12 protein-coding genes, 7 tRNA genes and 2 pseudogenes are annotated in these 13,773 nt (G+C 35.6%); 15 read left to right on the top strand and 6 right to left on the bottom strand.

The genetic code is table 11. The features are described from left to right. Positions 1-63 precede the first annotated feature (63 nt). On the top strand, positions 64-2,223 hold the full coding sequence (locus CDO84_RS01685; RefSeq protein ID WP_040084106.1) for a Tex family protein: 2,160 nt from the start codon (positions 64-66) through the stop codon (positions 2,221-2,223). Positions 2,224-2,232: 9 nt separating this feature from the next. Here the strand turns inward: CDO84_RS01685 and cmpA are convergent, their stop codons facing one another. Next, the gene (gene cmpA / locus CDO84_RS01690) at positions 2,233-2,346 is read right to left on the bottom strand and encodes a cortex morphogenetic protein CmpA (RefSeq protein ID WP_003225207.1); all 114 of its coding nucleotides are present in this window, start codon (positions 2,344-2,346) and stop codon (positions 2,233-2,235) included. A gap of 103 nt (positions 2,347-2,449) precedes the next feature. On the opposite strand from cmpA, the gene CDO84_RS01695 reads away from it, so the two are divergent. The 8 genes from CDO84_RS01695 to CDO84_RS01730 all read left to right on the top strand — a co-directional run bounded on the left by CDO84_RS01695 (position 2,450) and on the right by CDO84_RS01730 (position 3,740). Next, on the top strand, positions 2,450-2,902 hold the full coding sequence (locus CDO84_RS01695) for a SprT family protein (protein ID WP_040084104.1): 453 nt from the start codon (positions 2,450-2,452) through the stop codon (positions 2,900-2,902). Positions 2,903-3,024: 122 nt separating this feature from the next. After that, positions 3,025-3,099, top strand: a tRNA-Asn gene (locus tag CDO84_RS01700). A 4-nt stretch (positions 3,100-3,103) separates the two neighbouring features. Further along, positions 3,104-3,194: transfer RNA gene (locus CDO84_RS01705), tRNA-Ser, on the top strand. 29 nt (positions 3,195-3,223) lie between these two features. Beyond that, positions 3,224-3,295: transfer RNA gene (locus CDO84_RS01710), tRNA-Glu, on the top strand. 11 nt (positions 3,296-3,306) lie between these two features. Then, positions 3,307-3,381, top strand: a tRNA-Gln gene (locus tag CDO84_RS01715). 27 nt (positions 3,382-3,408) lie between these two features. Continuing rightward, positions 3,409-3,484, top strand: a tRNA-Lys gene (locus CDO84_RS01720). Positions 3,485-3,495: 11 nt separating this feature from the next. After that, positions 3,496-3,577, top strand: a tRNA-Leu gene (locus CDO84_RS01725). 79 nt (positions 3,578-3,656) lie between these two features. After that, a tRNA-Leu gene (locus CDO84_RS01730) sits at positions 3,657-3,740 on the top strand. A gap of 219 nt (positions 3,741-3,959) precedes the next feature. Here the strand turns inward: CDO84_RS01730 and CDO84_RS01735 are convergent. The 5 genes from CDO84_RS01735 to CDO84_RS01760 all read right to left on the bottom strand — a co-directional run bounded on the left by CDO84_RS01735 (position 3,960) and on the right by CDO84_RS01760 (position 7,961). Continuing rightward, positions 3,960-4,523: a GNAT family N-acetyltransferase gene (locus CDO84_RS01735; protein WP_040084102.1), complete on the bottom strand. Its 564-nt coding sequence runs from the start codon at positions 4,521-4,523 to the stop codon at positions 3,960-3,962. A 197-nt stretch (positions 4,524-4,720) separates the two neighbouring features. Then, positions 4,721-5,239 carry a hypothetical protein gene (locus CDO84_RS01740; RefSeq protein WP_014662892.1) on the bottom strand — a complete coding sequence of 173 codons (519 nt, stop codon included), beginning with the start codon at positions 5,237-5,239 and terminating at the stop codon, positions 4,721-4,723. Between the two features lie 463 nt (positions 5,240-5,702). Continuing rightward, a complete protein-coding gene (locus CDO84_RS01745) occupies positions 5,703-6,161 on the bottom strand; it encodes an SMI1/KNR4 family protein (RefSeq protein WP_014662893.1) in 459 nt (152 codons plus the stop codon). Between the two features lie 359 nt (positions 6,162-6,520). Then, entirely contained in the window at positions 6,521-7,336 is an 816-nt protein-coding gene (locus tag CDO84_RS01755) for a hypothetical protein (protein ID WP_040084100.1), read from the bottom strand. A gap of 124 nt (positions 7,337-7,460) precedes the next feature. Further along, positions 7,461-7,961, bottom strand: coding sequence for a DUF4944 domain-containing protein (locus CDO84_RS01760; RefSeq protein ID WP_040084099.1), 501 nt, complete (start codon positions 7,959-7,961; stop codon positions 7,461-7,463). Positions 7,962-8,046: 85 nt separating this feature from the next. Here CDO84_RS01760 and CDO84_RS01765 point away from each other — a divergent pair, with 85 nt between their 5' ends. The 6 genes and pseudogenes from CDO84_RS01765 to CDO84_RS01790 all read left to right on the top strand — a co-directional run bounded on the left by CDO84_RS01765 (position 8,047) and on the right by CDO84_RS01790 (position 13,773). Beyond that, positions 8,047-9,096, top strand: coding sequence for an amidase domain-containing protein (locus CDO84_RS01765; RefSeq protein ID WP_040084097.1), 1,050 nt, complete (start codon positions 8,047-8,049; stop codon positions 9,094-9,096). Positions 9,097-9,569: 473 nt separating this feature from the next. Continuing rightward, the gene (locus CDO84_RS01770) at positions 9,570-10,043 is read left to right on the top strand and encodes a hypothetical protein (RefSeq protein WP_040084095.1); all 474 of its coding nucleotides are present in this window, start codon (positions 9,570-9,572) and stop codon (positions 10,041-10,043) included. Between the two features lie 726 nt (positions 10,044-10,769). Continuing rightward, positions 10,770-11,555 carry a helix-turn-helix domain-containing protein gene (locus CDO84_RS01775; RefSeq protein ID WP_040084094.1) on the top strand — a complete coding sequence of 262 codons (786 nt, stop codon included), beginning with the start codon at positions 10,770-10,772 and terminating at the stop codon, positions 11,553-11,555. A 119-nt stretch (positions 11,556-11,674) separates the two neighbouring features. Further along, a pseudogene (locus CDO84_RS01780) lies at positions 11,675-11,923 on the top strand (hypothetical protein); the annotation flags it as partial. A gap of 213 nt (positions 11,924-12,136) precedes the next feature. Next, positions 12,137-12,662 (top strand): annotated as a pseudogene (locus CDO84_RS01785) (NAD(P)H-dependent oxidoreductase). 934 nt (positions 12,663-13,596) lie between these two features. Further along, positions 13,597-13,773: a hypothetical protein gene (locus CDO84_RS01790; protein ID WP_040084093.1), complete on the top strand. Its 177-nt coding sequence runs from the start codon at positions 13,597-13,599 to the stop codon at positions 13,771-13,773.

Consider the following 13,773-nt stretch of genomic DNA (forward strand, 5'->3'; position numbering starts at 1 on the left):
ATGTGTTTTTTTCGGTTTTTGATACACTAGAGAAAGAACGACAATATTGGAGGCTTTGGTTATATGGAAACGTCAGCCCTTTTAAAACAGCAAATTGCGAAAGAAATAGGTTTGTCACAAAAACACGTTGAAAGTGTCATCCGCCTGCTGGAGGACGGCAACACAGTCCCGTTTATTGCCCGGTATCGAAAAGAGCAGACGGGTTCAATGGATGAGGTTCAGATTCAAACGATTTCTGAACGCTGGCAATACATACAAAACCTGAATCAGCGAAAAGAAGAAGTCATCAGGCTGATTGCAGAGCAGGATAAACTGACAGATGATCTAAAACGTAAAATCGAGCAATCGGTGAAGCTTCAGGAAGTGGAAGACCTTTACCGCCCTTATAAACAAAAACGCAAAACAAAGGCGACAGTCGCTAAAAGCAAAGGCCTGGAGCCGCTTGCCGACTATATCCTGACACTCCCCCAAGATGATCGTCTGGCAAAAACAGCAGAACAGTACATCAGCGAAGAAAAAGAAGTGTTCACACGAGAAGAAGCGATTGAAGGCGCCAAGCACATTATTGCGGAACAAATCTCAGACGAGCCGTCTTTCAGAAAGTGGATTCGCCAGGAAACCTTCAAAAAAGGAACCATTAAGTCTGTTGCCGGAAAGTCGGCAGACACGGACGAAAAAAATGTGTATGAAATGTATTATGAATATGAAGAGCCAATCGCAAAGGTCGTTCCGCACAGGGTGCTGGCAATGAACCGCGGCGAAAAAGAAGACATTTTAAAGGTATCGATCGAACCGCCTGCGGATCACATTAAAGCGTATTTAGAAAAACAAATCATCAAAAACCGCTCAACATCCGTAAAAGAGATTTTACAGGAGACAATTGAGGACAGCTATAAAAGACTGATCCAGCCGGCAATCGAGCGTGAAATCAGGAAAGAGCTCTCAGAAAAAGCCGATGAACAGGCGATTCATATTTTCTCAGAAAACTTGAGAAAGCTTCTGCTTCAGCCGCCAATGAAAGGCAAAACTGTGCTCGGTGTTGACCCAGCCTTTCGAACCGGCTGTAAGCTCGCTGTGTCAGATGAGACCGGAAAAGTCTTGAAAATTGATGTAATCTATCCGCATGCGCCAGTCAACAAAACAAAAGAAGCCCATGAAAAAGTGAAAAAGATTCTTGAGCAATATCAAGTCGAGATGGTGGCGATCGGAAACGGCACAGCATCCAGAGAAACAGAACAATTCATTGTCAATGTACTAAAGGATATGCCGCGCAAAATTTATTATGTAATTGTCAATGAAGCTGGAGCAAGCGTCTATTCGGCTTCTGAGCTTGCCCGAGAAGAATTCCCTGACCTTAAGGTTGAAGAGCGCAGTGCCGTATCTATTGCGCGAAGACTTCAAGACCCGCTCGCGGAGCTCGTTAAGATCGATCCAAAGTCTGTGGGTGTCGGACAGTATCAGCATGACGTCAGCCAAAAGCGCTTAAATGAATCTCTGCGGTTTGTCGTCGAAACGGTCGTAAACCAGGTTGGAGTAAACGTCAACACAGCATCTGCCGCGCTGCTTCAGTATGTAGCGGGATTATCGAAGTCTGTCGCAGGCAACGTTGTCAAAAAACGTGAGGAAATCGGAAAGTTTTCAAATCGAAAAGAACTGAAGGACATCCCAAGGCTCGGTGCGAAAACTTACGAGCAATGTATCGGTTTCTTAAGAGTGCAGGAAGGAACAGAGCCTTTGGATAGAACAGGCATCCACCCGGAAAGCTATAAAGAAACAAAAGAGCTATTGAAAAAACTCGGGCTTTCAACAGAACATATCGGCACGGCGGAATTGAAGGACAAAATCAATCAGCTGGCACTTTCTGAAACGGCAAAAGAGCTGGGAATCGGCGAAATCACTCTGAAAGATATTTGTGAACAGCTGACAAGGCCAGAACGCGATCCCCGTGACGAGGTGCCAAAGCCTTTGCTGAAAACAGACGTCCTTCAGCTGGAAGATTTGAAAGAGGGAATGGAACTGCAGGGCACCGTGCGCAATGTAGTGGACTTTGGAGCGTTTGTTGATATCGGAGTCAAACAAGACGGGCTTGTGCATATCTCAAAACTCAGCAATCAATTCGTCAAGCATCCTCTTGATGTTGTCTCTGTCGGCGATATCGTGACAGTTTGGGTTGACGGCGTAGATGTACAAAAAGGCAGAGTATCGCTGTCTATGGTAAAATAAAAGCACTGCTTACGAGCAGTGTTTTTTCCTATAGAAATACCAGCATTGATTCAGCAGTTTAATTTGGTAATTATCTTTTTCAAGGAACGCTTTTTGCATCTGCTTTTTAAGCCAATTTGGCATAGGCTCATTCCTCCTCAGCTTTTATCATAAGAGGGACAGTGATTACCATATTGTATGCGAACGGTGAATTGTCCCGTTCAATGTTTTTTAAGTGAGGTGCACTATGGATAATATAGAGCTTCAAAAGCTGACAGAGGATATTTCTGAAACGTACTTTAAAAAGCCGTTCCGCCATCAGGCGCTTTTTAATGACAGGCTTAAAACCACTGGCGGCAGGTACCTGTTAACCTCCCATAACATTGAATTGAACAGAAAATATTTGATTGAACACGGCAGGGAGGAACTGATCGGCATCATCAAGCATGAGCTCTGCCATTATCATCTTCACCTTGAAGGAAAAGGGTACAAGCACAGAGACAGAGATTTTAGAGTGCTTTTGCAGCAAGTCAACGCGCCGAGGTTCTGTACACCCCTTAAGAAAAAAGCGGAAAACAAAAAAACTTATATGTATATCTGTACGGCCTGCGGCCAACAGTATATAAAGAAGCGGGCTATGAACCCTGACAGATACAGATGCGGAAAATGCCGCGGGAAAATAAAAAGAATTTTTTCGTGAAAAAGGTTGACGAATATGGCAAGCCTATGTTACATTATAAAAGTCGTCACGAGAGATAAATAAAAACATTTACCTCTTGACACTGAAAATCAAGGCTGATATAATAAGTCTTGTCTCATTATTCCACAGTAGCTCAGTGGTAGAGCTATCGGCTGTTAACCGATCGGTCGCAGGTTCGAATCCTGCCTGTGGAGCCATATTGGAGAAGTACTCAAGTGGCTGAAGAGGCGCCCCTGCTAAGGGTGTAGGTCGCGTAAGCGGCGCGAGGGTTCAAATCCCTCCTTCTCCGCCATAAGATTTCGATATAAGTTCTCAACCATCGGCCCGTTGGTCAAGCGGTTAAGACACCGCCCTTTCACGGCGGTAACACGGGTTCGAATCCCGTACGGGTCATTCCATTTCGTTGGGCTATAGCCAAGCGGTAAGGCAACGGACTTTGACTCCGTCATGCGTTGGTTCGAATCCAGCTAGCCCAGCCATTTTTATTTTTTGAAATCGAATAGTAAGAGCCATTAGCTCAGTTGGTAGAGCATCTGACTTTTAATCAGAGGGTCGAAGGTTCGAGTCCTTCATGGCTCACCACTTATCTTTTTGCGGGTGTGGCGGAATTGGCAGACGCGCTAGACTTAGGATCTAGTGTCTTACGACGTGGGGGTTCGAGTCCCTTCACCCGCACTTTATTTACAAAGTGCACGCAAATGGGTTTTACTAGGTTAAGAGCCTACTAAACCAGCACAAACAATTTAATGATCACGCGGTCGTGGCGGAATGGCAGACGCGCTAGGTTGAGGGCCTAGTGGGTGAATAACCCGTGGAGGTTCAAGTCCTCTCGGCCGCATCAATGATACCAAGGGTTTAGAGTACCTTGGTATTTTTTGTGTCTTTTGAACAGAACGTATTTTGTGACTAAAACTGACCACTTACTTTAAGTAGGTGGTCTGATTTGTCCGCAAAAGTATATAGTTAAATAAGATAAAAAGGCATAGTATATTAGCATACAAAATATGTTATGTCCTTTTTGTTTTAATAACGCATCCGTTATTTTAAGCGTACGATTTTACTTTATTATGGAATAAAAACAAGTGTCGGTCAGCTTGCTTCCATCTGCGGATAAATCATCATTTCTTAAAGTGCCTTCGAATACAAACCCAAGTTTTTCTGGAATAGCACGACTTTTGAGGTTTGTTGATTCACATCTTATTTCAATTCTTCTAAATTTAATATTATGTAACCCAAAGGTAGCTAATTTTTTTACTGCTTCTGTCATATATCCATTCCCGCCAAATTTAGTATTTACCCAGTACCCAATTTCACATTTAGGAATGGTCCAGTCAATCCTCTGAAGGCTAGTTATTCCTATAAAGTTATTGCTAGCTTTATCAAAAATAAGAAAACGAAAACTTTCCCTCTTTAAAAAATTTATATGAGCATTTCTTAAATTTATCTCTGTTTCTTCAACAGTAGGAAGTTCTTGAGCAAATGGCAACCACGCTTTTAATTCATTAAAGGAATCCCTAATCGCTTGGTTTACAATTTTTCCGTCTCCTGTTTGGTGTGGTGCTCGAAGGATTAGTCTTTCTGTTTCCAATTGTAAAGGCACATCTAACAATAAAGGATTCATTTGATTTCTCCTCTCGGAAGTTCAATGTTAAAAATTGAAAATAAGTAATGAAAACTCTTATCTCTAAGAAATAATTTTTGAGGACGAGTTACAACTTCTTGGTACCTATTTGTTTATCTATGACACCTCCAGTAAGAATTGAATATTTTTTATTCTCATCAAAGAATTTTTTCACCTAGAGTAATTCACATTTAACCTCACATACATTTGATTTTGGTTTGCAATTCATCGATCTTATTAAGTTCATACTCATAATCACAGTTTTCTTCTAAAACAAAATTCATAGTTTCAAAGAAACTTCTCGCATTCTTTAAGAGTGATTCAAAAAAATCAAGTTTCGGTAGCAACACTTTTTGTTGTTGGCCAATCTGAAATAACAACATATCATTCGATATTGATTTCATTTTCAATAGAAGGGGTTGATCTGGAAAATAAGTTTCGCTTTCTCCTGTTTCATTAGCTTCTTCAATTAGATTTAAAAAATAAGCCCACAATTGGTCAACCAAGTCCCACATAGTGACATCAAGCAAAACTTTTTCACCATATTTTAAAATAATCGCCCCTGATAAATAGTAAGAGTCTAACTGTGGTTTTATGTTCTTTAGTCCCTCTATATTGCTAAGTGGAACAAAGTAATCGTCAATATTATTTTTTAAGATTGAAAGATCGTTTATCTTCTTATTTGGCCTAAGAATTAATGATTGAATATAAAACATTTTACCTCTCCTATTTTTCAGGATAGAATTGTTCTACTCTCCCTACCTCATACGATCTTTATATCTTTTGCTCCGTTTCAGCTTCAGATAACAAGGACTTGGCTTCAAAACTGTCAATGTAGAGAATTCATAACTAAATATTACCATAGATGTGAAAGAATCAAAGGAGGTACTGAATCTTAGATCCTTTAAACATAATGGGACTTACAAAGTTGAGGGATTTTATTTAGAGGAAGATACCAAAAATACTAGTATCTTTATTATTTTTGGTTTAGAGGTATAAGTCTTTATAGAACATATTCAAATTAATCATCATCTAAAACTCATAACAAACGTAGGTGATGGGAATGAAAAAGGAATTGCAATAAATATAGATTTCAAAAGGTGAGAGTCTATCTTAGAAAACCATACCAAAGCATCTTGGTATGGTTTTCTAACACCTTTATTTTGAGAATTGTAAAGATTAATCTTCCCAATCCTCATCTTCATCTAAGTCCTCTTTACCTTTTTCAAGTCGCTGAAGAAAAAATTCAAGAAAATTACATGCAGCAGTATAACCATATCCTTCACTGTTATCCCAAAGAATAACTGGACACTCTCCATCCACCATTCTGTTTGTATCAAGACAATAAGAGAATTCATCTATATACTCAATAACAACAAGACCTGGTATAAGACCGTAAAATGTTCTGTATTCTTTTGTTTGCTCTACAACTTCAGCACCTTCAGAGTCATAACCAAGGATCATTGTTCCGTATGCACCACCAGAACCATACTCTTTTAAAAACCATTTATAACTTTCGGGGAGAGAAACTTCAAGTTCTTCTTCTATCTCGTGAATCTCTTTTTCGCTGACTCCTCCAGTGATAATAGAGAATTCTTTGTTTTCTTCTAAAAACTTTTGTATTGTTGAGTAATCCATAAAATTCACCTCTTGCTGTTGTTTTTCAAATTGTTGTGCTCTCCATTTCCAATATCCCTTTCTAAATTTGTCCAAATTGTCATGCTATGTTGCATAAGAAAAAACCAGCTTTCACGGTTGAGGAGTTAGTGGAAATTATCAACGATAATAGATAAAAGCCAACCATTGTTTAAATCGGGTTGCTGCTCCATTTTTACTCCCAATTAGAAATTACAAATAAATGCACTTAATTAAAAAGAATTCGGCGCTATATAGGATTTGTGACGGGAAATACAGGTTTCACTTTATTGAGAGCTGATGGAAAATAAAGAGACAATAAATATTGTTGCTGGCTTGTCTCTTTATTCCATAAGGAGGCTCTAACTTTGCCGATTCAATCGTCTTTGTCTCAGAATGCCGATTATTAGAAAGGAAATCACTCCAATAATGCCGTAAATAAAAAAAACAACTAAAAGTTTAAGGTGTTCCAATGACGTTAAGAGAATCAGAATAAAAGGTATAAAAATTAAAAATATCAAGTTCAAAATAGAGCGTTTATTTACTAGAACCCACTTTCTCTCAATCATGTCATCCAGACATGCAACTAAAAAGAATAGACCAAATAAACCAGTTGTTAATTTTGTTATGTTCCAGAATGGATGTTGGGAAAAACCTAGGGAAAATGCAAGAACTAAGTATAATACAACTAGTGCTGAAATAATTGGAGGAATAAATACATCTTTTAAATTAGATAGTGAGCGAGTTATAGTTTCCATAATGCTCTCACTATATATAATGTTATCATTGAACTTTATTAACTTAATAGCCTTTAAAATTTCATTTTTTATCTTTTCTGATTTATACCCACTAGATTCATCGAGGTTTTTTTCTAAGATGTTTCTTATTATCAAATAGGTTTTTAAATCAAGCAATGGTAGTTGAGTTTGTACATATTTTAAAAATTCATCATCGGTCAAACTTTCTCTTCCAATAGTATGATACTGTTTTAATATCTCTGAAATAATCTTTAGTGAATTTTCTCTCTCTGTCTTTCGAAGTTCCTTATCTTTTTCATAAACAGATTTGATTTGTCGGCTTAGCCAAATAGTGAATATAAAAATAAGTGTTATAGTTAGACCAAGCAAAGTATTGTCTCCAACAAGGTTTTTAACAGAATCCAATATTAACTTTTCCATTCTTTGTTCTCCTTAGCATCATTCTTTTAATTAAATAGTATACTGCTGAGCAATGATTAAACTGAAGAATTTCATAAAAAGAAACCAGTTCAGATAAAGAACTGGTTAGAATAAACTCAAAGAATTAATGATTAAATAAAGTTTTCTTTGAAAGAACGAACTTTTCAGTATTGAATGATTGGTTATCTTGTTTCCATTTCACTTGAACCGTTATCTTAGATCCTTTTAGATCAGATTCTTCTAAACGCTCTAAAAATGAAAATGATTTTTCTTTAGCTGATCCATCGCTAGAGGTACCACCTGAATAATCTTTCATAGGGATATCGCTGTTAAAATCTGAAGAATCAAGAAGTGTTTTATTATCTTTCATTATTGTTATTGATTCTATATAAGTTTTATCAGTTTTATCTTTATCGCCAATCCAAAGAATCTCCCCGCTAAACTCTTTTGGAGCATCTTCATTCTTTTTAAAGACTACTTCCCAGTTGTGATCCTTACTTTTACCTTCCCAGTTAGGATATTCGAGATTGTAATGGTTATAGGTTTTTAATGAGAAAAACACTAGGAAAATAATCACCAAAGCAGAAATTGTAAATAAAATAGGTCTTTTATACTCCTTTTTCATAAATAACCTCCAAAAAATGTATTGATTTTTCCTCAAAAAGTAATTACTATATGATAGTACCATAAATTCAAAAAAGGAGAAACAAATGAAAAAAATTGCACTTAGTCTTATAGTAACATCAGCTTTGAGTTTCACTTTCCTTAATAATGCTCATGCAGCTGAAGCTGAAAATGAGAACTTAACAGTCAAGCAAGGGGAAACCGAAGTTCAAAAGTATTTAAAAGCACAACATTTGAATTATAACATTAATTCTCAGGATTACATTAATTTTCTTCAAAGTATTAATGAAAAAGCTGATGAGATAACAAAATCAGGTTATAACTTTTCTTTAATGGAAGTCTATTCAGATACTTATTTAGAGGAATTGGCTAAGTACGCCGCCCAAGAAGAAAAAAAGGATGAGAATGGTGAAGTAGAGGTTGAAAACTTTGATCTTCCTAAACAAGTTGAAAATGAAACTGTTAAACAAGTACAACAAGAAAATATAAAAGAAGACAAACAAGCTGAAGCAAAAGTTGAAGAAATTAAAGAAGAATCAGGTCAGATTCCAATTGACTATATGGCAAGTACTAATTCTAATTCCTTTTTTGTAACTCAATTGGGGTCTAGTTACAGTAGATCGGCTGCAAAAAAATACATGGTTAACAATTGGAATAAGAAGACGAGTCAATATGGGTACTATGGAGAAAATAGCGGTGGAGGAGATTGCACAAACTATGCATCACAGGTAGTTTTAGCTGGTGGAATGCCAATGAATACTACGGGGTTCAGCTTTAATCGTGGTCACCATAAAACCACAAAAGGTTGGTATAATCAATCAGTGCCTAGAAGTGCGGCAAGAACATATTCAACTTCATGGACTGTTGTTTCAGATTTTTATACATATTGGGCCGGTACAAAAAAACATAAAGTATACAATTTAACAAGTCCTAAGGATGTTTCAAAGTATGTGAAGACAGGTGACGTTATTCAGATGTACTCTAAGTCGTCTAAAAAATGGAAGCATACTGCAGTTATCTATGATGTTTATAAAGGGTATCCAAGATATTCTGCACATTCAAGTGCACACTTATATGCACATTTAGAAAAAGACTGGAAATCAAAGTATTATAAATATAGAGTTATCAAATTCTAACCCTAACAAAAATTGAACTAGTTACTTTGTGTGACTGGTTCTTTTTTGTCTAAAAAAACTAGAGATGGATTATCGGATATTATCTATAATGAATACTCACTCCATTTTCACACCTGGAAAATTAACAACACTAAAATCATTTGAACATAATGAAAGTTGATGAAGAAGGAAATAAGGGGGGGATTTGCTCAATTATTGACCATTATTCATACAAACTATTGAAATGATGTAAAGTGGGGTTAGAAAGTGTAATAAAAATAAACTTTCATCACCAATGTTATAGATTTACTATGTTGAGAGCCTTTCTAAAACAAACAAGAAAATCTATGATATGTAATCAAATCAAAAAATAAACGGAAAAGATACCAGTTCAAATTAAAAGAACACGAGTTTATAGTAAGCTCAAAGATTAACTTCCTATATATTGTAAAATAAACTTCATATTTATTTACATATAGAGATTGGAGTCTGAAATGAAAAAAAGTAAGTTTATTTTAGTAACTATTCTTTCTATTATTCTATTAGTCTTTTTAAGTTGGTTCTTTTATACTGCGACCCATCAGCCGTCAATTCTAAAGGGACACTCAAAAGATGGAAAATGGAGTGTTATCTATTCTCCTGAAAAAGACATAGATCTTGCAAGGCAAGACTTATGGGCGGTTCATATTACATGGAAAAGGGATTCTGAGTTTTCAATAAAAGAGGTTGTGTTTAAAGAAAATGGTGTTGTTGAGGCATCAGGTGACGCAACAGATGAACCTAAGAATGCTAAAAAAATAGCAATAGCGATAATGGGAGATCCACCAAATATGAATAATGATTATACAGTAGAAGTTATTTGGGAAGAGAATGGGAAAACACAAAAAGACATTATACAAGTAAATAAAGAAATCAAGCGGTCTTTTGTTATTCCTAATGTAATAAAAAGAATTTTAAGTTTAGGATAAAGCTAAAATACTCTCATGGCATAAAAATTTTTAAAAAGCAGGTAAATAGCGCCTGCTTTTTCGTGTTTAATCTTAATTTTTCACCTTAACTGATTACTTCGAGCAGGGCTGTTACTAAGTAAACATCAATAATAAGGTAATTTTTTTAAAAAGACCGCTACTCCAATTTTACTCCTCAATATGAATAAATCATTATAAAACTTTATAATCAATATAAATAAACACTGATATATAAAGGTTTTATAACAGAAAACAAAGATTCACTTTATTGAGGGCCTAGTGGGTGAATAACCCGTGGAGGTTCAAGTCCTCTCGGCCGCATCTCAATGATACCAAGGGTAGAAGATCTTTGGTATTTTTTTGTGATCTTTTTTATTTTTAAGGTTTTTACTTCTTTTTACTCCACTTGTTAGAATAATTCATCCCTTGTAACTTTTGGACGAATTAAATAATTAGGAGTGGAAATAAAAAAATGTACATCACAAGTTTTAGAGGGTGAATAAAAAGTGGAAAAGAATTTATTGTTTATCTATACTTAAGAAGGAAAAGGAATTAGATGTTTAATTATGAAAACTTTCACTTATCAAAAACATGATCATAATAGGTATAAAACACACCGTATAACATGGTTGCAACCGTAAGTTGACAAAGTGCATTTGCTGGAAGATAGAAAGGAGAGCGCTGTTTTCATACAATGTAGTCATCAAAGTAAAGGAGTTCTTAACTATGACATTTGGTGAAAAACTTTTTAAGTTGCGAAAAGAAAAAGGTCTGTCACAGGAAGCTTTAGCAGAGAAAGTAAACACGACAAGGCAGGCGATTAGTAAGTGGGAAAATGGGCAAGGGTTTCCTGAAACAGAAAAGCTTCTAATGATTGGAAACATTTTCGAAGTATCAATTGATTATTTGTTAAAAGACTCTGCTGAACCTCGTCCCGATAACAAAGAAGGATATTATGTAAGCAGAGAAATGGCAGACGGCTTTTTATTGCATCAACGCAAAGTTTTCAAGTATTTATCTTTCGGACTGAGCATGCTTATTTTTTCCACTGTCCCTTATTTGGTTTTTAAACAAGAACCAGCTATTTATACACTCCTTATCATTATTATAGCAGTACTCGGCATTGGAGCTATTGTGACAGGAATGATTACGGAAGAAGATAAATATAAGGTACTCAAGAAAGAGGCTCTGATTTTTGATCAAAATCATCATAAAGAGCTGACAGCGAGATATAAAGATATTAAAAGAAGGTATGCTGCTATCATGGTCGTTGGAGTTTGTTCTATTGTAGCAGGCGTAATTCCTTTTCTTCTTGAAAGAAAACATATAGCCTCAGGTTTAATTGCCTACTATCCAGTTTGTGTAGTTTTGATAGCTGTAGGTGTCTATATCTTGATTCGTACCTTGCCAATCATAGAGGCATATCAAATAATGGTGAAAAACGAAGAGTATATAAATAGATTCGGCTTTAAGCTTAGTAAAAAAGTGAGAAAAAGAATGGATAATATCTAATAAAAGAGCCTAAAAAGGTTCTTTTTTTCATTATGAAAAAAGATTAAGCTCTCAGTTAATCTTAATTTGAAATAGGTTCATTATATTTTTAAATAAATTCATGTACTAGGAGTGAAAATATGAAAACACATATTACATGGCTTCAGCTTGTTTATTATTGATCTAGCTGACCGGATTTTCAAAGGATAAAAATTATATTTCTGACAGAAAAAATCAAAAAATTAAACCATATAGAATCAACAACAAGCGCTTCGGAAAATAAAGCATTTTTTAATTACTCTGACATAGATAAGCGATATGAAACAGTTAAGAAGCATACAATCGAAAAAGGGTTTTATTATGGATTCCCTTCTCGTTCAGATAAAAAGCCAAAAAGATGGGGAATATACTGGGATTATTCTGTTATATCGGATTTCAACAAAACAATGTCTTAAGTCATCATTGATTTTGGTGCCCAATTAGTTGCCCGGAATTCATGAAAAGGAATAAAATAGGTGTAAATAAAGTTGCTATTTTTAAATGAGAATCAATTCATTATCGTAAAAGCAATAACTAATCGCGAAGAAAGGATAATCAGTCAAATGAAAACATTAGTTATCGTTGTACACCCTAATTTGGAAACGTCTGTTGTCAACAAAACCTGGATGAATCGTTTAAAGCAAGAGAAAGACATTACGGTTCATGACCTATACGGTGAATATCCTAATTTTATCATTGATGTGGAAAAAGAGCAGCAGCTCCTGGTAGATCATGAGCGTATCGTGTTCCAGTTCCCAATGTAATTGGTACAGCAGTCCCGCGTTACTAAAACAATGGGAAGATGATGTGTTAACACATGGCTGGGCTTATGGAACTGGGGGAACTAAATTGCATGGAAAAGAACTACTCTTAGCTATCTCCTTAGGTGCACAGGAATCTGATTATCAAGCAGGCGGAGAATATAATATCACGATCAGCGAGCTTATCAGACCGTTTCAAGTCACTGCTAACTATATAGGAATGCGTTTTCTCCCTGCGTTTACACAATATGGGACACTTTACCTTTCGAAAGAAGATGTTAAGAACAGTGCGGAGAAATTGGTTGACTATCTTAAAGCTGAGCATTGATCCGGTATTCGCGAGGGAAGCTGAAACAAATGATGTGGTGTGAAAATAAGGGTTTGTGATAGATTTTAATAAACTTAATTTCAAAGTTACATCGAATATTGATGCAGGGGGGCATAGAGCGAGGGCTTAAAATTAATTAAAGCAGGGCAATCTACATATTTTTTGATGAAATGTAGAGCTCCTTGGTCTCTAATAGGTGCCCAATTTGTGCCCAGAATTCATGAAAAATGATGAAGATAAGTATAAATAAAATAAACAGATGCTTCGAATAAAAGCTTTTGCAACTTGATATATTTTTACTATGTTGAGGGCCCAGTGGGGTGAATAACCCCTAAAGGTTCAAGTTCTCTCGGCCGCACCCCTATAATACCAAGGGTTTAACCATCTTTGGTGTTATTTTTTTATGCAGAAAAACGACTATGAAAGATCGCATGCTAACCAATACTCGCCAGTTATTTAAAACCACTTATTATATTTGATATTCCCCTGGCCAAACCAAATAATTCAAAAAACGGTATCCTACATAGAACAGGTTTAGAGAGTATGTAATGAACGAAAGATATGGTCTAACTGTTTTCTTTTTGAACATTTTCATTACTTCTTTATATTATCAACAAACACCAAAAGGATTTTAATGGAAATCAAATGATTGGCGTATGTATCTCTAATTCTCAAAATGAATGAATAGTCCTTTTTAAGATTTACACACAGTCATTCTCCAAGGGAAAATGACTCAATTTTTCGATTTTTTATGTAAATCAAAAAAGGATCATGTTAGAGTAGGTGTGCTGAAAATAATTTAAAAAATTATTTTGCAATATGATTAAAGTAATATTGCCAGAGAGTTATAATTGGATAAAATTGTAAGTGTTTAATACACTGGGGCTGCAATCAAATATGCACCTGGAATCAATTGCTAAACGGAGGAGTTTAAATGAACAACAAGAAAAATATATTTGATATTGTAATGTACATTATTTTCGGTGTGTTAAGTCTTTTTCTAGTTGCAAAAACTGATTATGGCACTGGAGTTTTAGTGTTTGTTGCAATTTTATACCTCGCTGTACTTGCTTATAAAATTAAGCAAGTATTTAGTAATTCAGATTCTTAA

The organism is Bacillus sp. MD-5 (assembly GCF_002201875.1).
In the GTDB taxonomy this organism is placed as follows: Bacteria; Bacillota; Bacilli; order Bacillales; family Bacillaceae; genus Bacillus; species Bacillus stercoris.

What these genes read in the sequence shown, in the direction of transcription:
- CDO84_RS01740 (WP_014662892.1), bottom strand. Translation starts at nt 5,239, where the DNA reads ATGTTTTATATTCAATCATTAATTCTTAGGCCAAATAAGAAGATAAAC.
- CDO84_RS01685 (WP_040084106.1), top strand. Translation starts at nt 64, where the DNA reads ATGGAAACGTCAGCCCTTTTAAAACAGCAAATTGCGAAAGAAATAGGT.
- CDO84_RS01735 (WP_040084102.1), bottom strand. Translation starts at nt 4,523, where the DNA reads ATGAATCCTTTATTGTTAGATGTGCCTTTACAATTGGAAACAGAAAGA.
- CDO84_RS01770 (WP_040084095.1), top strand. Translation starts at nt 9,570, where the DNA reads ATGAAAAAAAGTAAGTTTATTTTAGTAACTATTCTTTCTATTATTCTA.
- CDO84_RS01775 (WP_040084094.1), top strand. Translation starts at nt 10,770, where the DNA reads ATGACATTTGGTGAAAAACTTTTTAAGTTGCGAAAAGAAAAAGGTCTG.
- CDO84_RS01745 (WP_014662893.1), bottom strand. Translation starts at nt 6,161, where the DNA reads ATGGATTACTCAACAATACAAAAGTTTTTAGAAGAAAACAAAGAATTC.
- CDO84_RS01755 (WP_040084100.1), bottom strand. Translation starts at nt 7,336, where the DNA reads ATGGAAAAGTTAATATTGGATTCTGTTAAAAACCTTGTTGGAGACAAT.
- CDO84_RS01760 (WP_040084099.1), bottom strand. Translation starts at nt 7,961, where the DNA reads ATGAAAAAGGAGTATAAAAGACCTATTTTATTTACAATTTCTGCTTTG.
- CDO84_RS01765 (WP_040084097.1), top strand. Translation starts at nt 8,047, where the DNA reads ATGAAAAAAATTGCACTTAGTCTTATAGTAACATCAGCTTTGAGTTTC.
- CDO84_RS01790 (WP_040084093.1), top strand. Translation starts at nt 13,597, where the DNA reads ATGAACAACAAGAAAAATATATTTGATATTGTAATGTACATTATTTTC.
- cmpA (WP_003225207.1), bottom strand. Translation starts at nt 2,346, where the DNA reads ATGCCAAATTGGCTTAAAAAGCAGATGCAAAAAGCGTTCCTTGAAAAA.
- CDO84_RS01695 (WP_040084104.1), top strand. Translation starts at nt 2,450, where the DNA reads ATGGATAATATAGAGCTTCAAAAGCTGACAGAGGATATTTCTGAAACG.